The sequence below is a fragment of the Mesorhizobium escarrei genome, from assembly GCF_935825525.1.
Classification (GTDB): Bacteria; Pseudomonadota; Alphaproteobacteria; order Rhizobiales; family Rhizobiaceae; genus Mesorhizobium; species Mesorhizobium escarrei.
The window spans coordinates 23,287-44,187 of sequence record NZ_CAKXZT010000131.1 but is presented as its reverse complement, the minus strand read 5'-3'; the positions used below and the strand labels follow the sequence as shown (position 1 = coordinate 44,187).

Annotated in this window: 12 protein-coding genes and 1 tRNA gene; 4 read left to right on the top strand and 9 right to left on the bottom strand. The window is 61.9% G+C overall.

Annotation, left to right across the window (positions count from 1 at the left end; genetic code table 11):
* On the top strand, positions 1 to 1,318 hold a 1,318-nt coding region (locus NMG80_RS18025; RefSeq protein ID WP_436798634.1), incomplete at its 5' end, for a putative bifunctional diguanylate cyclase/phosphodiesterase.
* A gap of 95 nt (positions 1,319 to 1,413) precedes the next feature.
* Here NMG80_RS18025 and NMG80_RS18020 read toward each other — a convergent pair.
* Positions 1,414 to 3,729 carry an acetamidase/formamidase family protein gene (locus tag NMG80_RS18020; protein ID WP_254019340.1) on the bottom strand — a complete coding sequence of 772 codons (2,316 nt, stop codon included), beginning with the start codon at positions 3,727 to 3,729 and terminating at the stop codon, positions 1,414 to 1,416.
* 322 nt (positions 3,730 to 4,051) lie between these two features.
* Between NMG80_RS18020 and NMG80_RS18015 the strand changes: the two genes are divergently transcribed.
* Positions 4,052 to 5,503 (top strand): acetamidase/formamidase family protein, encoded by a 1,452-nt coding sequence (locus tag NMG80_RS18015; protein WP_254019339.1) that lies wholly within the window; start codon positions 4,052 to 4,054, stop codon positions 5,501 to 5,503.
* A 335-nt stretch (positions 5,504 to 5,838) separates the two neighbouring features.
* Here the strand turns inward: NMG80_RS18015 and NMG80_RS18010 are convergent.
* Positions 5,839 to 5,915, bottom strand: a tRNA-His gene (locus NMG80_RS18010).
* 443 nt (positions 5,916 to 6,358) lie between these two features.
* A complete protein-coding gene (locus tag NMG80_RS18005) occupies positions 6,359 to 6,817 on the bottom strand; it encodes a phasin (RefSeq protein WP_254019338.1) in 459 nt (152 codons plus the stop codon).
* A gap of 252 nt (positions 6,818 to 7,069) precedes the next feature.
* Between NMG80_RS18005 and NMG80_RS18000 the strand changes: the two genes are divergently transcribed.
* The gene (locus tag NMG80_RS18000) at positions 7,070 to 10,747 is read left to right on the top strand and encodes a PAS domain S-box protein (RefSeq protein ID WP_254019337.1); all 3,678 of its coding nucleotides are present in this window, start codon (positions 7,070 to 7,072) and stop codon (positions 10,745 to 10,747) included.
* Positions 10,748 to 11,124: 377 nt separating this feature from the next.
* On the opposite strand, the gene NMG80_RS17995 is transcribed toward NMG80_RS18000, so the two are convergent.
* A complete protein-coding gene (locus NMG80_RS17995) occupies positions 11,125 to 13,107 on the bottom strand; it encodes an acetoacetate--CoA ligase (protein WP_254019336.1) in 1,983 nt (660 codons plus the stop codon).
* Positions 13,108 to 13,387: 280 nt separating this feature from the next.
* Here NMG80_RS17995 and NMG80_RS17990 point away from each other — a divergent pair, with 280 nt between their 5' ends.
* The gene (locus tag NMG80_RS17990) at positions 13,388 to 15,238 is read left to right on the top strand and encodes an AsmA family protein (RefSeq protein ID WP_254019335.1); all 1,851 of its coding nucleotides are present in this window, start codon (positions 13,388 to 13,390) and stop codon (positions 15,236 to 15,238) included.
* Positions 15,239 to 15,305: 67 nt separating this feature from the next.
* Here the strand turns inward: NMG80_RS17990 and NMG80_RS17985 are convergent, their stop codons facing one another.
* The 5 genes from NMG80_RS17985 to NMG80_RS17965 form a co-directional block, all read right to left on the bottom strand.
* Positions 15,306 to 16,124, bottom strand: a complete 819-nt coding sequence (locus tag NMG80_RS17985) for an ABC transporter permease (protein ID WP_254019334.1) — start codon at positions 16,122 to 16,124, stop codon at positions 15,306 to 15,308.
* The gene (locus tag NMG80_RS17980) at positions 16,121 to 17,095 is read right to left on the bottom strand and encodes an ABC transporter permease subunit (protein WP_254019333.1); all 975 of its coding nucleotides are present in this window, start codon (positions 17,093 to 17,095) and stop codon (positions 16,121 to 16,123) included. Before NMG80_RS17980 ends, NMG80_RS17985 begins: the two co-directional genes overlap by 4 nt.
* A 9-nt stretch (positions 17,096 to 17,104) precedes the next feature.
* Positions 17,105 to 18,244, bottom strand: a complete 1,140-nt coding sequence (locus NMG80_RS17975) for an ABC transporter ATP-binding protein (RefSeq protein WP_254019332.1) — start codon at positions 18,242 to 18,244, stop codon at positions 17,105 to 17,107.
* A gap of 75 nt (positions 18,245 to 18,319) precedes the next feature.
* Positions 18,320 to 19,417 carry a polyamine ABC transporter substrate-binding protein gene (locus NMG80_RS17970; RefSeq protein ID WP_254019331.1) on the bottom strand — a complete coding sequence of 366 codons (1,098 nt, stop codon included), beginning with the start codon at positions 19,415 to 19,417 and terminating at the stop codon, positions 18,320 to 18,322.
* 376 nt (positions 19,418 to 19,793) lie between these two features.
* Positions 19,794 to 20,747 (bottom strand): DMT family transporter, encoded by a 954-nt coding sequence (locus NMG80_RS17965; protein WP_254019330.1) that lies wholly within the window; start codon positions 20,745 to 20,747, stop codon positions 19,794 to 19,796.
* Positions 20,748 to 20,901: the final 154 nt, after the last annotated feature.

Genomic DNA, 20,901 nt, shown 5'->3' with positions numbered 1-20,901 from the left:
GCCGCTTGGGGCGGAAAATGAGCGCAATTCCAGGGAGGACCACCTTACGGCCCTTCTCAACAGACGGGGCCTCGAACACGCGATCAATCAGCTCGAGAATACAGGCGGCCCCTTCGTTGCAATGCTGATTGATCTGGACGGCTTCAAATCCGTCAACGATACCTACGGTCACAGGACCGGTGATGAACTGCTCGTCAGGATCGCCCGCCGGATAGAGCAGGAAGCGCCGGCAGGCTCAACGCTCGCCCGTATCGGCGGCGATGAGTTCGTGCTGTTTTTTCCCTCACTCAGGAGTTCGCTTTCTCCCAGTAGCCTCGCATCCAATATCATAGCCAAAGTCGCCAGCCCCTATTCTGAGGTCGCGTCCGTCCGGATCGGTGCATCGATCGGAATATACTTGGCTGAACGGCCGGGGCTGACGGAAATGTTGCTGCGGGCGGATGTTGCCCTTTACACGGCCAAGCGTCGTGGCAGGAACGAATTTTGCCTGTTCGATGCCGAACTCGACACGGAATTGCAACGTCGCCAGTCCATCGAACGCGACCTTCATTCGGCGATAGAGGCGAGAAGGCTGGCACCTTGGTTCCAGTCCATCGTAAGGCTCGACACCGAGGCCGTGATCGGTTTTGAGGCCTTGCTAAGGTGGTCCCATCCGATCCATGGTTCCATCTCTCCACCCGAAATCATGACAGCCGCACGCGAAACCGGAATGCTTCAACTGCTAACTCAAACGGTATTCTCCGACTGTTGTGCTCTTATCGACGGCTTGGTGAAAGCTGACCGTCGAGATGTTCGTGTGGCAATGAATGTTTCACCGCGCGAATTGGAAGCCGGCGATATCGACGACATGGTTCTGAATGGTCTGGCGGCAAGAGACCTCCCGACAACGATGTTCGAAATCGAGATTACCGAAGAATCTCCAGTGGACCCGGACAGAGTAGATGAAAAGCTCGGACGGCTTTCACATGCCGGCATTTCCATCGCGCTCGATGACTTCGGCACCGGCTTTTCCACGTTGGCATCGCTCAAAGACAGTCGGATACGCAAGGTGAAAATAGACCAAGGCTTCATTCGCGGCTTAGCCAAGTCTCGGGAGGACCGGCTGCTTGTCAAAACGGTGATCGATCTTGGTCGGGCGCTCGGGATCGATGTCATGGCCGAGGGCGTCGAAACAGAGGCGGATCGGCAAATTCTGTACAAGCTTGGCTGCAGAACTGCTCAGGGCTTCCTATTCTCCGAGGCGGTGCCTCTCAGCCAAGCGCTTGAGGTGGCACAAAAGAGCACGGTACGGAGTTATGAGGGCACCCGCCATCAATGAAACCGCTGCGTGATCTCCGATAGTTGTCGAGCGGCTCGGGACGACGGCAGCACTGGCTGCCGTGCTCAGTTCGCAGGCGGCTCGAAAGGGGGTGGTCAGGGGCGAGCGGTAGGCTGGCTGTGCTGTCGCTCGCCGAACACGGATTTGGTGATCGTGGCATGCACGCCGAAGTTTCCGTCGGCGACTTGTGTGATGCCGAAGTCGGCAGCAAGCGACATGATGCTCAGCACCTCGTCCTCCGTGAGATCGTATGTCTGCATGATCAATCGGCGCGTCTGGCGGAAGGCGTTGCGCAGCGCCAAATCGATGGTGGATGTCTTGTAAACGTCCGACTGCGCGTTGCTGCCCAGGTCCCTGAGATAGTTTGGGTGGCTGAAGCTCTGTATCACCCAACTGTGCTGGGTTTCTATGAGCGGCGAGTTTAGACCGCGCAGGAAAGCCGGACACGCGTCGCCAGCCTTGTGTAGCTTTATGACGATGTCGCCGGTCAGCGAACACTCAAGGCCCGTGCCGTTGATCTCGCCGTCCGCCTGCGCGAAATGTCCATCGCCGAGCGAGAGCAGTGCGCCCTGAACCGCAACGGGCAAATAAAGCTTCGCGCCGGCTCCGATCCTCCAATTGTCGACATTGCCGCCGAAATAGCCCGGCGGAATGGAATCGACCAGGTCGGCCTCGCGCGGAGCCACCGCGATGCACCCGAAATGCATGCGCGCCGGTATGCGCACGCCGCTACCACTCAAGTCGCGATGCGAAACCTTGCTGTGGTCGACGGGTATGCCAGGATAGTCGATCGTCGCGTGGACAACGCCGAAGGGGTCGGTCTGCGGCTGCCATTCGTAGCTGTATAGCGGCCGCGCTGCGGCCGGGCACTGCATGTCGATTTCGAAGATAGTCACCGTTTCGCGTTTGGCATCCCGGTCCAGAAGGTCGTGATAATGATACCCCCACCATGCCGATACGTTCGATGCGAAGGCCTTGCCGGGGAAGGCAGCGCTCGGCCGTGGCCGAATTTCGACGAACTCGATCTCGAGCACGTCGCCTGGCTCGGCGCCGCGCACATAGATCGGGCCAGTCATGATGTGAACGCCGAACCCCTCGCCGGCGCCGCGCCCGAAGATGGAAGCGTTGGCCGGACCGGCCCCGCGACGGTCGACGCGCTTGTGTTCGGGTGACCAATCGAACACGCTTTCAGCCCCGCTGTCGCCCGCCACCATCCGCTGCCAGTCGTCGCCCGCGTGCTGAGTGAGCGTCTCAACGGTGACTGAGTCGCCCGGATCGACGCGCAACACCGGCGGCAGCGAGCGGCTGAAAAAGCCCCAATGCACGGTTTCCGCTGTTGCTGGCAAATGCCAATGGTCCGTCCGTTCGCGCGCTCTTGCCGTTGGCGGGCGATCCACAGGGGCCTGCAGCATCGGGGCCGGCCGCGCCGCCGCCGTCTTGCGGCCGTCCGGTTTGCCGCGCAGCGGATAAGCCTCCTCCGTCTGCGACCTTGCGCGCCTCACCTGCCTGGGACTCATTCCAAACGTCGCGCCGAAAGTGCGGCTGAAATGCGATTGATCGCGAAAGCCCCAGCGCTGTCCGATCGCGGCCACGCTTTCATGTGCATGGTTGGGATCCGCCAGGTCTATGCGGCAATGTTCGAGGCGCTGCTGGCGCACATATTCGGAGAAGCTTTCGCCGCGCCCCTCGAACAGTTTTTGTGCGTAGCGCACGGAAAGGCCTTCCAGTCTCGCGATCAAGGCCAAGGCAAGATCCGGGTCCGACAGCCGGGCGTCAATCGTCGCCGCGACGCGCCTGAAATGCGCCGTCTGCACCCCGGTCAGGCTGCCAGCCGGTTCACGTACCTCGCCGAGCAGGGCGCTTGCCACGAGTTCCGTCAAAGCCACTTCAGCGGCTGTCAGATCGGCCGCACCGGAAGTCTCGAGATTGGAGCCCAGCGTTCGCAATCCGGATTTCGCGACCGCAGCGACGACGGTGCTGGCTAGCACCTTCGGCAAGCGGATGCCGCTGCGGCCCAGCCGTGCTTCCAGCGGACCGGCGGCCGCCTGAAGTATGAACGCGCGGAAGTCACTGCGAAAGGTCAAAGACCAGTCGTCGGCCGTGCCCAGCACCATCATGTCGCCGTCCGCGAGATCGAACGCCTGGTGCGGGGCGACAAGACGCCCGCGCCCAGCAACGATGAGAGCGAAGAGAATCCCGTGGTCCCGGCGCATCGGCACTATGCGCTGGGGTGTGCCAGAGACGTCGGCGAGGCGCGTGGTGGCGTTCGCTGCCCGAAGGTGCATGGTGCCTCTCGGGATCGGCTGGTCGTCGACAGACGCGGAAAGGGAAAGCTCCTCAAACCAGTCGAGCCACGCCTTGTCGCGGTGTTCGAGGGGCAGGTGGTCGATCGATCGCAGAGCCGCAACCATAAGAGAAGAGGGTCCTTGTTGGCCATACTGCATGCGGCCTTTCCGGGACGCGTTACGTCATCAGGCGACCCGCCCGCCGAATTGACTTTAGGGCTACAGTCTTTGTGCGCATGCGAACAATCTCTTGACTTTACCCTGTCACCAGGCGGAGCTCAAGCTCGCCGATGTTGCCGACGCAAGCGTAAACCATTGAATTAACTTTATGTCTTTTAGGGCTTAGCGCGATGCATCGATTTTCGCGGCCGGTTGGCTGGATTGCCGACGGCGCGCGTGGTGCATAACATCGCGCACATTCCTTCCAACAAAAACAAGGGGACTGGTCATGTGCAAAGGCGATGATCTCAGCTGTCCGCATTTCGAGCTTCACTACAAGAAGTTGAAGCAGGATCTAAATGCCGAGCGACGCGGCTTTCTGAAGGGGGGCCTGTTCGCAGCCAGCGGTCTGGCCACGCTGGGCGCCGGTGGCATCTCGCTGGTCACACCCGCACTGGCGCAGGCCACGACATCGAAGCTGCCTGCACAACGCGCCTATCATTATTTGCCGGCCAACGCCGAGACCGTGCATTGGGGCTACTTCAGCAAATCGCTGAAGCCGCGCATCGAGGTCAATTCCGGTGACATCGTCACGATCGAGTCGCTCACCCACCATGCGGGCGATGATTTGGAGCGCATGGTCGACGGCGACGAGGGTGCAGAGAGCGTCTATCTCTGGACGAAAGAGAAGAAGGGCGTCGACCGCCGCGGCGCCGGCCCTACCGACCCGGCCAAGTACAAGAAAGGCTCTGGTGAGGGGCAGGGCGTGCACATCATGACCGGCCCGGTCTATGTCCGCGACGCGGAGCCGGGCGACATATTAGAGGTGCGGATTCTCGATTGCGAGCCGCGTCCGTCCGGCAATCCCAAGTTCAGCGGCAAGTCATATGGCTCCAACGCCGCGGCCAATTGGGGTTTCCACTACAATGACCTGCTTGGCGGCACCAAGCGCGAGGTCGTCACCATCTACGAGGTCGACAATGCCGGCGGCAAAAGCTGGGCCGAAGCGGTTTACAATTTCCAATGGGTTCCGCAGACCGATCCGTTCGGCGTCAGGCATGACACGATCGACTATCCCGGGGTTCCGGTCGACCACGGCCTGACCAAACGAAACTACGATGTGCTGAAGGGTGTCAGACTGCCTATTCGCCCGCATTTCGGTACGATCGGACTGGCACCGAAGGAAGCCGACGTCGTTGACACCATTCCGCCGAGCTACACCGGCGGCAACATCGACAACTGGCGCATCGGCAAGGGCGCCACGATGTATTATCCGGTCTCCGTCGACGGCGCGCTGCTCTCGGTCGGTGATCCCCATGCCAGCCAAGGCGACAGCGAATTATGCGGTACGGCGATCGAATGCTCGCTCACCGGCACGTTCCAGCTCATCTTGCACAAGAAAGCGGACCTTGCCGGCACACCGCTCGAGGAGCTCAACTACCCCATGCTCGAGACGCAAACCGACTGGCTGGTGCATGGGTTTTCCTACGCCAACTATCTTGAGGAACTGGGGCCGAGCGCTCAGAGCGACATCTATTCCAAGTCGTCTGTCGACAGAGCGCTACGCGACGCGTTCCGGAAGATGCGCCACTTCCTCATGACAACCAAAGGACTAACAGAGGACGAGGCGATTTCCCTGATGTCGATCGGAGTAGACTTCGGCATCACCCAGGTCGTCGATGGAAACTGGGGGGTACATGCGGTGGTGAAGAAGGACATCTTCGCCGCACGTGTCGCCTGAGATGGTTGGTAACCAAATCTCGCATCACATTGCCGTTACTCGGAAGCTTGACTAAGGCTAAAGCGCGTCGCGTTTGAAGGGATTCATGCGACGCGCTTTAAGTTCTTGTTTTATGCATGTCACCGCTGCGCGCCCTCGGGTCAGGCCCTGGATCAGGCGCAAGGGCATGCTTTTGCTCAGGCCCTGGGTCAGGCCCAAGGGCATGCTTTTGCGCGACATGCATCAGGAATCCGAACCAAGCGGGGCACCGGCCGAGCTGCCTCCGAAAGAACGGACCCCTGTAGCCAAGAGAAGCGGCCGAAACCGAAGAAGCCAACCGCACCAGAGACAGCCAATGGTACCGTTGGCTGGGATCGAACCAGCGACCTCCGGATCCACAATCCGGCGCTCTAACCATCTGAGCTACAACGGCACGTTCGCCTGAGCGGGATGGGAACGTTCGTTCTCCGCGACCCGCTCTTTCGTTCGGCGATGCGTCCATACGGGCTATCGGAGTCTAATTCAAGGCTTTTGGCCACGCATGACCACGAGAATCAGAATCGATTTACGGACTAATCTGCGCAAAATCCCAGGCTCCACCGCGTCCTTTGCGCGCCAAAGAAGGCGCGCGGCGCAGTAGGGAAAGAGCGCTCCGGCATCGACATCATATTTTCGCCGGGCAAAGAAAAAGGCCGGCGGGAGGAGGTGCCGGCCTTTTCCTGTTCCGAGCCAGCGGGAGGAGGTGCTGGCTGGTTATCCCGGAGAGCAGAGGGAGGAGGTTCCACCCGCCGGGTATTCGCTTCGACCACTATATCTCACATAATCCTGTTCGAAGAAATGCGACCTTTTGTTGCATCTTCGAGCTATGCGCAAATATTAGGCGGCCTTAACTTCCTTCATCGCCTTCTCGAAGGCGGTCTTGATCGGCTTGGAGACGTCCTCGGCCGCCTTGGAGGCGACGGTCTGGAAATCCTTTGCCTGCTCGACAGTCATCTCGACTTGCTTGCGCAGGAATGCGGTCTGCAGTTCGACGACTTCCGACAGCGACTTGGCGCCGATCAGAGCTTCGAAATGCGACAAGCCGGCTTCGGTATTGGCGCGCAGAGCGGCAATGGTCTTGAGCGACAGGTCGCTGGAAACGGTCTTGGCGGTCTCAAAGGTGGACTCAAGAGCCTTCTGAGTCTCTTCGGCGCCGGTCTTCAGCTTGGCATAGGCCTCTTTCGACTGCTCCACGCCCTTTTCGGCGAAAGCACGGATCTGGTCGGTGGCCTTGGAAGCGTCGAAGCTCGGGAATTCAACGTTTTCTATGGTATCAGCGGTCTTGGTCCTGGACAATTTTCCATCCTTTGCAGTGGCAGCGGCTTCGACAGGAAAGCCGTCTCGTTCATGTATGTTGGCAATATAAAGGCAAATCTTGTGCATTGCAATAACTTTGTTGCAGTGCACCATAAATTCTTTCCCTACGTTAACCACGAGCCCAGAGATTCCGGCGGTTGCACGCTATGACTTGTGGACCTTCGCGCCGTCGGCTTTTATTAACAAAGCGTTAACTGCAAACCGCCCGCTCGGTGAGGGTTCCCAAAGCGCATGCCGTCTGAAAACTACTCCTTCCTCGACGTCGCCGTGCTCGACGCGGTCCGCCAGCGCTTTGCCGCCGGCGACGCGGTGGCCCTTTTGTCAGCAGACCTTGAACAGGTGATCTGGGCCAACGGACCAGGGGCAGCGGCGTTCGGCTATCCCGACATCGAGGCGATCATCGGCGCCTCGGCCGGCTTGCCGCTGATCGCCAGGCGCCAGATCATGGCGACAAGCGGTTTTCCACAGATCGGCCGCGACCGCGCCATCACGGTCCGGCTGGCAACCGGCCTGACCAGCCGCGCGGTTGGCTTTCTGGCCAGCGCGGTGACAATGCCTGACGGCGAAAACGCGATCATCTTGGCGGTGCCGGCGACGCAGACCGGCTCGCGCAGCGCCGCCGAGATCGCCGCTCGGGCGATCAGCGGCTTTACCGAAGACGGTCATTTCATCGCCTTCGTCGATGCCAAGGGCAACATCGAGGCCGCTTCCGATGGTTTTTCGGCACTCGGCATCTTGCCCGAAACGCTGGCAGCGCTTGTCGCCGATGTTGCGAACGAAAGCGGTCGCATCGTCAAACGCCTTGTTCCGGGCGGCACCACTTCCTACCCGGCCGGCCTCGCCCGGCTGACGGATGAGCGGCACCTGCTGGTGGTGATCGACGAGAACCAGCTGGACTCCGAAGCAGCCCCTGCTGGCGAGCCCAGCGCGGTGGCGCCGGCCGATGCCGCAATCCCGCCAAAAGCAGAACAGGACAACGCGCCGGCAACAGTCGCGAAAACGGATGCGGCAGCTCAGACAGTTCCGGCAGCCGACGAAGACACTTCGCTGTCGGCGGAGAATGATGTTCCCGATTCCACCGGGCCCGATTCGACTAGGCCCGATTCAAGCGCGCCCGATTCAACCGAGCAGGGTCTGGAAGCGGCCGGCGGAATATCTCCACAGCATGACCATTGGTATTTCAGCGCCAGCGAGGACGAGGCGCAAAAGCCGGGACTGGATGCATCCGGTCCTGTCGAGGCGGATGCTTCGGCGGAAAGTTCCGCACGAGATGCCATCAGGGCCGCCTCCCCGACTGAGCGTGCCATCCCCTCGATCGACCGCGGGGCGGCGCCCCTGCGTTTCGTCTGGCGCACCGACGCCGAGGGCAGGTTCAGTGCCCTGTCGCCGGAATTCGCGGAACTCGTCGGCAAGCCTGCCGCCGATGTGATCGGCCGGCGCTTCAGGGACGTCGCGGCCACCTTCGACCTCGATGCGACCGGCGAGATCGCCGGCCTGCTCGACCGACGCGATACCTGGTCCGGCCGCTCTGTGCTGTGGCCGGTTGCCGGCACCGATTTCAAGATACCCGTCGACCTTGCGGCGCTGCCCGTCTACGGCCGCAGCCGTGCCTTCGAAGGTTTTCGCGGTTTCGGCGTTGCCCGCACCGGCGATGCGGTGGTCGATCCGGAAGCGATCGGTATGGCGCTTGTCGCCAATGCCGACGCCCCCGCGGCCGTCGAGCCGGAAGTCGTCGAAACGCCTGACAAAGCCGACCCGTTCCAGGGCGAGGTGCCGGCGCTGAGCATCGTGCCGAAGCCGGAGCGGCGCTTTGCCGACAAGGTGATCCGGTTGGCCGAGCACCGGCAGCCGGCCAACGACAAAGGCCTGTCGACGCTGGAACGCAGTGCATTCCGCGAGATCGGCGAGCGGCTCAAAAAGGACAATCCCCCGACCGAACCGCCCGATGCCGCAATTGCGGCAGAGCCGGCTGGGGCAGTCCCGACCGAAACCGATGTCCAAGACGAAACCGATGTCCAAGACGAGAAGGACGTCGCAAGGCTCGACGGTGAGCAGCCGCAAGCAACCGTGTCCGACATCTCAGGCTCGCTGCTCGACTACGCCGACCGGGACTACGTCGCCGACAATGGCGACGGTACGCCGGTTTCCGAGCCGGACAAGCCGGCGCAGGAGATCGCTGAGCCCACCGACGCCGCCAGTCGATCGGTTGCCGACGACGACGACAGCATGACGGCTGCCGATTTCCGCGATGCAGAAGACAGCGAGGACTGGGCGCGGCCCGATGACGGTGAAACCGGTTCGCCGACCGATGACATCGGCGATGCCGGCGACGTCGAACCGGCGACGATCGAGCGGCCGCGCCTGCAGGTGCCGCCGCTCAAGCTCGAGGGGTTCGTGCCGTCGGCTTTTTCGACTGCTGATGACAGCAAGGCTCCGGACGTTTCGATCCTCGGCAAGCTGCCGGTGCCGCTGCTCATCCATTCCGGCGACGATCTTCACTATGCGAACGAGGAATTCCTCAGCCTGACCGGCTATGACACGCTCGACAAGCTGGAGGATGCCGGTGGCCTCGACGCGCTGTTTGCCGATCCTTACGACGGCAGCGCGTCCGATGGAACCGATCACGCGCTGCGGTTGAAGACGCGTGAGGGTCAGGAGTTCCCGATCGAGGCCATTCTGCGCTCGGTTCCCTGGCGTGGCGGCAAGGCGCTGATGCTGGTCGTGCGCCGTTCCGGCGACGACGAGGCAGCAGGTGCCGCCGACGACCAGACGCAGCCGGACACTTCCGAGCTCAAGGCGCGCATCGCCGAGATGCGCACCATCATCGACACCGCGACCGACGGCGTCGTGCTGATCGGCCGGGACGGAACGATCCGCTCGATCAGCCGACCGGCGGAAGCCCTGTTTGGTTTCGACAGCGACGAGGTAACCGGCAAGCCCTTCGTCTCGCTGTTCGCGATCGAAAGCCAGCGCGCCGCGCGAGACTATCTCGACGGATTGTCCGAGCCCGGCGTGGCGAGCGTGCTCAACGACGGCCGCGAGGTGATCGGACGCGAGGCGCAGGGGCGCTTCATTCCGCTGTTCATGACCATCGGCAGGCTGCCCAACGACAGCGGCTTCTGCGCGGTAGTGCGCGACATCACCCAGTGGAAGCGGGCCGAAGAGGATCTGACGCAGGCGCGCGCCGTGGCCGAGCGCGCCTCCTCGCAGAAGACCGACTTCCTCGCCCGCATCAGCCACGAAATCCGCACGCCGCTCAACGCCATCATCGGGTTCTCCGAGCTGATGGTCGACGAGAAGTTCGGACCGGTCGCCAATGACCGCTACCGCGACTATCTGCGCGACATCAACCGGTCGGGCAACCATGTGCTCGACCTGGTCAACGATCTGCTCGATATTTCGAAAATCGAGGCCGGCCAGCAGGAGATGGCCTATGAGGCAGTGTCGCTCAACGACACGCTGGCCGAGACGGTGGCGATGATGCAGCCGCAAGCCAACCGCGAACGTGTCATCATCCGCTCCAGTTTCGCTTCCCGGCTGCCGGAAGTGGTAGCCGATCTGCGCAGCGTGCGCCAGATCGCGCTGAACATCCTGTCGAATGCCATTCGCTACACGCAGGCCGGCGGCCAGGTGATCGTATCGACAGCCTACGAGAACTCCGGTGACGTGGTGATGCGCGTGCGCGACACCGGCATCGGCATGAGCCAATCCGAGATCGAGCAGGCGCTCAAGCCGTTCAAGCAGATCAACGCGCTGAAGCGCGGGCGCGGCGACGGCACCGGTCTCGGGCTGCCACTGACCAAGGCCATGGTCGAAGCGAACCGGGCCCGGTTCACCATCAACTCGACCCCCGGCGAGGGCACTCTGGTCGAAGTCGCTTTCCCGTCGACCCGCGTGCTGGCGGAATAGAGCGGCGGACTTTCGGTCGTCCGTGTCGCCGCCCTGTCTTTTTGTTTGAGCATCGGATTTTCCCAAAACCGGTGCCCACTTTTGGGTCCGATGCTCCAAAAAGAAAGGCGTCCAACAGGACGCCTTGAATGATCGGTTGCTGTACATCGGGGGCTTGAGCGAATTCAGATCCTCTGGGGATTTAGAGGAACGGGATTTCTCCCTCAAGTTACGCACGACTATCGATGTCGGCCCTTAACAAAACCTTACCGGCACCGCGAAAAATTTACCAATGTGTACCACTCATGAAATCTAGGTAAATTCGAGCGAGATATTTCGTTAACCATGCTCGGCTCCGGTTGAACGCGTGACGGTTCTCACGTCTGGACCTCGAGAAACTAATCGGCCAGCTGCGGCAGGTCGCGGAACAGCTCGAGCGCTTCGGGATTGGCCAGCGCCTCTTTATTCTTGACGGCGCGGCCATGCACCACGTCGCGCACCGCGAGCTCGGTGATCTTGCCCGATTTGGTGCGCGGAATGTCGGCGACGGCGACGATTTTAGCCGGCACGTGGCGCGGACTCGCGCCGCTGCGGATTTTCGCGCGGATGCGTTGTTCCAGCTCGGCGTCGAGTTCAACCCCGGCAGCCAGCCGCACGAACAGCACGACGCGCACGTCATTGTCGAAGTCCTGGCCGATGCACAGCGCTTCGAGGATTTCCGGCATCTGCTCGACCTGGTTGTAGATCTCCGCAGTGCCGATCCGCACACCGCCCGGATTGAGCGTCGCGTCGGAACGGCCATGGATGATCAGGCCGCCATGGGCGGTCCATTCGGCGAAGTCGCCGTGGCACCAGACATTGTCGAAGCGCTCGAAATAGGCGGCGTGGTATTTCTTGTCTTCGGGATCGTTCCAGAAACCGATCGGCATCGCCGGAAACGCCTTGGTGCAGACGAGCTCACCCTTTTCCTGCCTGAGCGGCTGGCCGTCGTCGTCCGAGACATCGACGGCGAGGCCGAGGCCAGGTGCCTGGATCTCTCCGATCCATACCGGTTGCGTCGGCACGCCGAGCACGAAGCAGGAGACGATGTCGGTGCCGCCCGAGATCGAGGCGAGATGCACGTCTTTCTTGATGCCGTCATAGACGAAACGGAAATCTTCCGGCGACAGTGGCGAGCCGGTGGAGGAGATCGTGCGCACGCTGGAAAGATCGTGCGTGTTGATCGGCCTGAGGCCGGCCTTGCGCACGGAATCGATGAATTTGGCCGAGGTGCCGAAATAGGTCATCTTCTCGGCGTCGGCAAAGTCGAACAGCACGTTGCCGTTGGGATAAAACGGCGACCCGTCGTAAAGCAGAAGGGTTGCGCCCGATGCCAGGCCTGAGACCAGCCAGTTCCACATCATCCAGCCGCAGGTGGTGAAATAGAAGAAGCGGTCGCCGTCGAGCAGGCCGGCGTGGAGCCGTTCTTCCTTGACATGCTGGATCAGCGTTCCGCCGGCCGAATGGACAATGCATTTGGGAATGCCGGTCGTTCCGGAAGAAAACAGGATGTAGAGCGGATGCGCGAACGGCAACCGTTCGAAGGTGACGGGCTTGGCTGCAAAGGATGACAGCGCCTCGTCCAGCGCAGTCGCCTTCTCGATGGTCACCGCCACATCGGTCGACGTGCCGAGATAGTCGACGATCAGCACTTTGCCGACGGTCGGAAGCTTTGCTGCAACCGCCGCGATCTTGTCGGCGACCTCGATCGCCTTGCCATTGTACCAGTAACCGTCGGGCGCGATGAAGACGACAGGCTCGATCTGGCCGAACCGGTCCAGAACGCCCTGCTCGCCGAAATCGGGAGAGCAGGACGACCACACGGCGCCGATCGAGGCTGTCGCCAGCATTGCCGCGACGGTCTCAGGCATGTTGGGCATCATGGCGGCGATGCGGTCTCCCTTTTTCACCCCGAGCGACAGGAAAAGCTGCTGCAGCCGCGAGGTCAGCGCATGCAACTCGTTCCAGGAGAGCCGGCGCTCGACCTTGTCCTCGCCGCGAAAGACGATGGCGTCACCGAGCCCGGTTTTCTTCAACAGGTTTTCGGCGAAGTTCAGCTTCGCGTCGGGAAAAAAGGCAGCGCCGGGCATTTTGTCGCCATCGACAAGCACGCGCTCGCCCCCACTGGCGCCCCCACTGGCGCCCTTGTCGCCGACGATCCCGCAAAAGTCCCAGACCAGGCTCCAGAACGCCTCGCGATCGTCGATCGACCAACGATGAAGATCGGTGTAGGAGGAAAAAACCTTGCCGGTTGCGGCCGCCGCGGCCTGCATGAAGGCAGTCATCGGCGCCGCGTCGATCTGGTCTTTGGTCGGTATCCAGAGCGGTGCGTCGCCAGCCATGATCGTTCCTCCTTAAAGCACGTTACGTCTAAAGAGATTCACGCGACGCGCCTTAGACTTTCGTTTTTACGCATGTCGTTATCCGAAAACGTTGCGCATTTTGGCGACATGCATTGGCATCGCTTATGCATATCGCAGCGCAGCAGAGCAAGATTTTGTTCGGCCGAGCGACGCGGATGTGCGCAAATGCCATCGCTGGGCCATAATGACTTGAAATGCGTCAGCCGTGGGTTACACCCGTCGGGCGATTTTTTGTCGGAACGGAAGCATACGGGGCGACATGCCATCACCTTTGATCCGGCGCGGAATATGGGCGATCGGCGTTGCCGTACTCGTCATCGCGCTAGCCGTTGCCGCCCTGCCGCTCGTCGCCTCGACCCGTATCGTGCGCGACCGCATCGCCTGGGAAATGAGTGCGTGGAGCGGTTTCAGGGTCACCATCGACGGCGCGCCACGGATCGAGGTCTGGCCGAATTTCCGTGCCATCCTGAGCGACGTGACACTTTCGCAATGGACAGAGACCGCCGCGCCGCCGGTGATCGAGGCTGAACGGGTCGAGGTCAATCTCTCCGCCATGGCGGCGTTGCGTGGCAATGTGGTGTTCTCGACGGCGCGGCTGATCCGGCCGACGATCAGGGTTCAACGCGCAGCACATGGATTTTTCCTGCCCGCCCTGCCTTCGGGCGGGCGCATTACCCGGTCCATCGACATCGCTCGCGCCGTTGTCAGCGCCAATCCAGCCAAGCCGGACCTGGGCAAGCTGCCGGCTGATCCGTTCGGCACCGTGGAGTTCAGGAACGGCCGCGTGGTGACCTCCGTCGATGGCAAGGACGCTGAGATACTGAGCAGCCTGAGCGGCCAGGCGAACTGGGCCGTAATGAACAGCAATGCGACGCTGTCGGCGACCGGGATCTGGCGCGGCGAAAGCGTCGCCGTGGATGCCGCATCGTCAAACCCGCTGGTGCTGTTTGGCGGAGGTGCGGCGCCGATGACGCTTTCCTTCAAGGCGGCCCCTGCCAGTTTTTCGTTCGACGGCGTGGCTAGCATGTCCGAGAACGCCTATTTCGACGGCCAGGCAAAATTTGCCGCACCCTCGCTCAGGCGAGCGCTCGAATGGTCGCGGGCCGGCATCGCGCCGGGCGCAGCAATTGGCTCGGTTTCCGTCTCCAGCAAGCTCACGGCGACCTCCGGCCGCATCAAATTCGAAAACACCGAGATCGCCTTGGACGACAATCCGGGAATGGGTGCGCTGGATTTCTCCTTTGGCGAGGCGCGCCCGGTGGTCTCCGGTACGCTCGCCTTCGAGACGCTCGACCTGCGGTCGTTTCTCTCCGCCTTCACGCCTTTGGCGCCCGCGAACGGCGCTGGCCCCGGCGAAATCGACATAAGCGTCGCCGACCGGATCAATCTCGATCTCAGACTATCGGCAGCGCAGGCCACCGCAGGCGCTATCCAGCTTGCCGACGTCGCCGCCGCCGCCCAGGTCAAGAACGGACTTGCCGTCTTCGATATTTCCGATGCATCGGCCTTTGGCGGCAACATCCAGAGCAGTCTTCGTTTCGATCGCAAGCCGGAAGGCACGCAGGTCGAGATGAGGCTGCTCGCCTCCGACATCGACGGCGGCGCTTTTGGCACCGCAGCCGGAATGACGCGACTGGTGCCGATCGGCACGGGAACCGTTTCGGTCATCCTCAAGGGGCCAGGCAGAACCTGGGATTCCATTTTCGAAAACGCCGACGGCTCGGTTTCGGCGAAATTCGGCCAGGGCGCGTTGAGCCGGTTCAACCTGCCGGCGTTTCTCAAACACAACGAACAGGGCGGGTTCTTCGCGCTCGACGATGTCTCCGACGGAACGCTGCCGATCGACGGGGCCGAACTCAAGGCGAGCATTTCGAACGGTGTGGCGAAGATCGACAAGGCCGAAGCGAATTCGGCGAAGTACAAGATCTGGCTTTCCGGCATCGCCTCCTATGCCGGGCGCGGGCTGGCGCTGTCTGGCGGCATCATTCAGGCGGACCAGCCAGCCACGCAGACAAATAGCCAAGGTCCCAACCAGTCTTCGTTCTTCGTCGGCGGAACGTGGAGCACGCCGTTCATTTCGCCGATAAGCCGCGGTGTTTCGGGAGAATAGGCAGACGAGGCTGCTGCGGTCGTCGTCGAGAGTGCTTGCTGCGGGCTTTTTGCTGCTGCCGCTCTCGTCACCCCCGCTGCGCGGCCTGCTCATCGCGCTGGCGCTGGACCTCGCGCCGCTTGTTGGCGAGCGAAGCGATGATGACCCCAACCGCCACAACCGCGATCAGGATGGTGCAGGCGGCGTTGATCTCCGGCGTCACACCGAGACGAACCTGGCTGTAGATCTTCATCGGCAGCGTCGTGGCGCCAGGCCCTGAAGTGAAGCTGGCAATGACCAGATCGTCGAGCGACAGTGTGAACGCCAGCATCCAGCCAGATATGATCGCCGGCATGATGACCGGCAGCGTGATCTGGAAGAAGGTCTTCACCGGCGGCGCGCCAAGATCCATCGCGGCTTCTTCCAGCGAGCGGTCGAACGTGATCAGGCGCGACTGCACGACGACGGCGACGAAGCACATGGTCAGGGTGATGTGGGCAAGCGTGACGGTGAGAAAGCCGCGGTCGAGACCGACGGCGACGAAGAGCAGCAGCAGCGACAGGCCGGTAATGACTTCCGGCATGACCAGCGGCGCAAAGACCATGCCGGAAAACAGCGTCCGGCCCTTGAAGCGCGTGTAGCGCGTCAAGGTGAGAGCCGCCAGCGTGCCGAGCACGGTCGCCACGGTGGCCGAGATGACGGCGACGCGGGCCGTTACCCAGGTGGCATCCATGAGGCCCTGGTTGTGGAACAGCGAGACGTACCATTTGGTCGAGAAGCCGCCCCAGACGGTGACCAGTTTCGATTCGTTGAAAGAGAAGACGACGAGCAGGACGATCGGCAGGTAAAGAAAGGCAAAGCCGAGCACGATCGAAGTGATGTTGAAGCGGCTCCAGGTCGGGTTCATTTGTCTTGTTCCTGGGCGCGGGCCTGGGCCCGCTGGAAGAGCATGATCGGCACGATCAGCAGCAACAGCAGGATGACGGCGACGGCCGAAGACACCGGCCAGTCGCGATTGGCGAAGAACTCGTTCCACAGCGTCTTGCCGATCATCAGCGTCTGCGAGCCGCCGAGCAGGTCCGGAATGACGAACTCGCCGACCGCAGGGATGAACACCAGCAGGCAACCGGCGATGACGCCGGGCAGCGACAGCGGAAAGGTGATCTTCCAGAAGGCGCTGGTCGGCGGGCAGCCGAGATCCTTGGCCGCCTCGATCAGCGAATAGTCCATCTTTTCCAGCGCCGAATAGAGCGGCAGCACCATGAACGGCAGGTAGGAATAGACGATGCCGATGAAGATCGCCGTATAGGTATTGAGGATGACCAGCGGCTGGCTGATGATGCCGGTGGCGAGCAGCAGCTGGTTGAGCAGCCCCTCAGGCTTGAGGATGCCGATCCAGGCGTAGACCCGGATCAGGAACGAGGTCCAGAACGGCAGGATCACCAGCATCAGCAAAGTCGGGCGCAGCATCGCCGGGGCGCGGGCCATGCCGTAGGCGATCGGATAGCCGACAAGCAATGTCAGCACCGTCGAGATGGCGGCGACGATGACGCTCGTCACATAGGCGTTGACGTAGAGCGCGTCCTGCGTCAGCCATGTGTAGTTGTCGATGCTGAGCTCATTCAGCTGGGCGAAAAATCCGGCAAGGCCGTCGCCGAAGCCGAGCACCGGCGTGTAGGGCGGTATGGCGATCGCCGTCTGCGACAGCGAAATCTTGAAGACGATGACGAACGGAATGAGGAAGAAGAAGACCAGCCAGAGATACGGAATGAGGATGACAAGACGGCTAACGAAGGCCTCTCCCAGTCTGGCCAGGGCGGATTTGCCCGCAGCGGTGGCTCGAGAGCTTGTTGCAGCGGTGACAGCGGCATTCGACATGGCCGCCCCCTATCGAGTCAGCACGACGCCGGCATCCGGCCGGAACGACACCCAGGCGCGGTCGTTCCAGCTCAGCGGATCCTCGGTGATGCGGGCCGCGTTCATCGTGCTCGCCCGCACCACGTGGCCGTCATCAAGCCTGACGTGATAGACGGTCATGTCGCCGAGATAGGCGATGTCGTAGACCTCGCCCTCGATGGCGTTGACGGCGCCGGCCGGTCTCGTCGACGATATTCTGATCTTCTCCGGCCTGATCGCGAAGGCGACGGCCGCGCCAGTTGCGGCATCGCCGGCATTCTCGGTCCGGATGGTGATGCCGTTGCCGGCATCTATGCTTGCAGCACCCGCCTCGCCATGCGCAATCTTGCCTTCGAACATGTTGACGTTGCCGACAAAGCCGGCGACGAAACGGGAGCCCGGCGCCTCGTAGACTTCGGCCGGCGTCGCCACCTGCATCACCTCGCCCTTGTCGATGATGGCGATGCGGTCGGCCATGGTCATCGCCTCTTCCTGGTCGTGCGTGACGACGACGAAGGTGAGGCCGAGCGACTGCTGCAGATCCATCAGCTCGAACTGCGTTTCCTCGCGCAGCTTCTTGTCCAGCGCGCCCAACGGCTCGTCGAGCAGCAGCACCTTCGGCCTTTTAGCGACCGAGCGGGCAAGCGCGACGCGCTGGCGCTGGCCGCCGGACAATTGGTGCGGCTTGCGCTTGGCGAACTGCTCGAGCTTGACCAGCTTCAGCATCTCTCCAACGCGCGCCGCGATCTCGGGCTTCGGCATGCCGTCCTGCTTGAGGCCGAAGGCGATGTTGTTCTCGACCGTCATATGCGGGAACAGCGCATAGGACTGGAACATCATGTTGACCGGCCGCCGGTAAGGCGGGATGCCGCGCAGATCCTGGCCGTCAAGCAGGATGCGGCCGGCGGTCGGATCCTCGAATCCGGCGAGCATCCGCAGAAGCGTCGACTTTCCGCAGCCGGAAGCGCCGAGCAGGGCGAAGAACTCGCGCTCGAATATGGTCAGCGACAAATTGTTGACGGCGGTGAAGTCACCGAACTTCTTGGTGACCTTGTCGAACTGGATGTATGGCTTGGCGTTCGGATCGTTCCATGGCGCGAAATCCCTGCGGATGCTGCCAAGCGATTTCATGTCCCACTCCGTCCTGCGTTCTATCCCCAGAAGACTTGACCCCGGCAGCACCCTGCCGGGGTCGTTGATTGTCGCTTACTGCCCGGTGACGATCTTGGTCCAGGTGCGGGTGACGACGCGCTGGGTCTTGGAATCGTAGGGGGCGATGGTGAACAGTTTCGCCAGCGTCGCCTCGTCCGGGTAGATCGCCGGATCGTCGAGTATCTCCTTGTCGATGAACTGCTGCGACGCCTTGTTGCCGTTGGCGTAGAAGATGTAATTGCTCGCCTTGGCAATGACTTCCGGCTTCATCATGTAGTTCAGGAATTCATGCGCCTCGGCGACATGCGGCGCGTCGGCCGGGATCGCCATCTGGTCGAACCACATTTCGGCGCCTTCTTTCGGCACGGAATAGCCGATCTCAACGCCCTGGTTTGCCTCCGTCGCACGGTCGCGCGCCTGGAACACGTCTCCAGACCAGCCGACGGCCAGACAGATGTCGCCATTGGCGAGCGCGTTAATATATTCCGACGAGTGGAACTTGCGGATGTAAGGCCTGATCTTCAGCATCACTTCTTCGGCCTTGGCGAAATCGTCTAGCGACGTGGTCTCGGGATCGATGCCCAGATACTTGAAGGCGGTCGGCAGGATGTCGCTCGGAGAATCGAGAACATAGACGCCGCAATCCTTCAGCTTGGCCAGCTGTTCCGGGTTGAAGAACACGTCCCAGCTGTCGATCTTGTCGGTGCCGAGCGCTTCCTGCACTTTCTTGACGTTATAGCCGAGGCCGACCGTGCCCCACATGTAGTTGATCGAATATTCGTTGCCGGGATCGTACTTGGCAGTGCGCTCCGAAACGACGTCCCACATGTTGGAAATGTTGGGCAGCTTCGACTTGTCGAGCTTCTGGAACACGCCTGCCTGGATCTGGCGTGCGAGGAAATTGGCGGTCGGCACGACAACGTCGTAGCCGCTGCCGCCGGCAAGCAGTTTCGTCTCAAGCAGCTCGTTGGAATCGAAGGTGTCGTAGGTGACCTTGATGCCGGTTTCCTTGGTGAAGTCGTCGATGATCGAGCTGTCGATGTAATCCGACCAGTTATAGACGTTGACGACGCGGTCCTGGGCATGAGCGCCGAGGGTGAAAAGCGCCAGAAATGCCGAGGTCGCCGAAAGCCGGAATGCTTTGCGGATCATGCGTCTCTCCTTTTTATGAGTGTTCCATCGCCAACTCGTCGCGGGGCTGCGCGGCTGGGCGTTTGCTTCAGATTATTGGGCTTTCCGACAAGCGACAAGCGCGAACCGCCAATACCTTCGTGGCTCGATGCGCAGCGGCCGAGCCCCCCGTTCCTATATCGTGATCCAGGCCCATGTCGTGATCCAGGTGGCCTTCCGACGCCGTCAAAGGCTCTCGCCATGGCGCGGGCAGGGATACGACGATGTTGTCCGGTCTCGATCGGGCCGGAGGGGAGACTTGGCAAGATGAGCCTGTCTTGTTGTTGCCGTATTGACAGCCTGCCCGCGCGGCTGCGCCATTGTCAATGGCTCATCTCGCTCTGGCGCGTGCGCTGCATCAATTAGGCGACGGCATACCGGTGACACCCGGCCGCACGGGCCGCGTCTGACGCTTGAATTCGAGCCCGATATGCACGAGCAACGCCGCGACCACGACCGTGCCGCCAAGGATGGTGCGTCCCGACGGCACTTCGGAATGGATGAGCCAGACCCAGATCGGGCCGAGGATCGGCTCGAAAGTGCCGAGCAGCGCTGCGACCGCCGCCGGAACGAGCCGGGCGCCGGTGGCGAAGAAGGCAAGGCCGAGACCGAGATTGACCACGCCGAATGCAAACAGGAAACCCATGTCGCTGCTGGAGACGGCGAATTGCGATGCCTGGGACGCCGCGAATGCGGCGGCAAGCATCGTGCCCAGGCAGGTCGCCGGCGTCATCCGCACATGGGCAAAGCGTCGCGTGATGACGGTGGCGATCGAAAACATCACGGCGATGAGCAGCGCCAAGCCGTCGCCGATGGGTGACACGGCGCCATCGAGCGATTCCGATACCATGATGGCAACGCCGGCAATGACGGCGGCAATTGCCACCCAGGTTGCCAAGGCCACCCGTTCGCGAAACAGCACCCAGGCAAACAGCGCCGCCAGGAGCGGCACGCCGGCCTGCATCAAAAGGATGTTGGCGACGGTGGTGTAGGCAAGCGCCACGACGAATGAGGTCGATGCGGTGGCGAAGCAGAACGCCACGGCAAGGCCGGGCAGGCCCATGCCGCGGAACAACCTTAGGGTGCCGTGCCAGCCGTCGCGCCAGACCATGAAGCAGATCAGGAAGGCAGCGGCCCAGACCGAGCGCCAGAACACCACGGTCCAGCTGTCGCCGGCGTCGATGAAGCGGGCGATGGCGCCGCCGAAACTCCACATCAGCGCCGACAGGAAAATCAGCAGGAAGCCGATACGCTCGTCACGCGGCGAGACGACAGGCGAAACGGCTAGCGGTGATGATGATGTTTCGGTCATGATTGCGACTGTCGGCGATTTCGGGGCAGCACGATGCATAGCGAACGACAGAAACGTGCATTAATCGCGTAACGCAAAGACGAAGATCGGGCGTGATCCAGCACCGTGTTCCGTTTGGCGCACTGACTAGCGCACAGACGAGGCAAGACGGTCG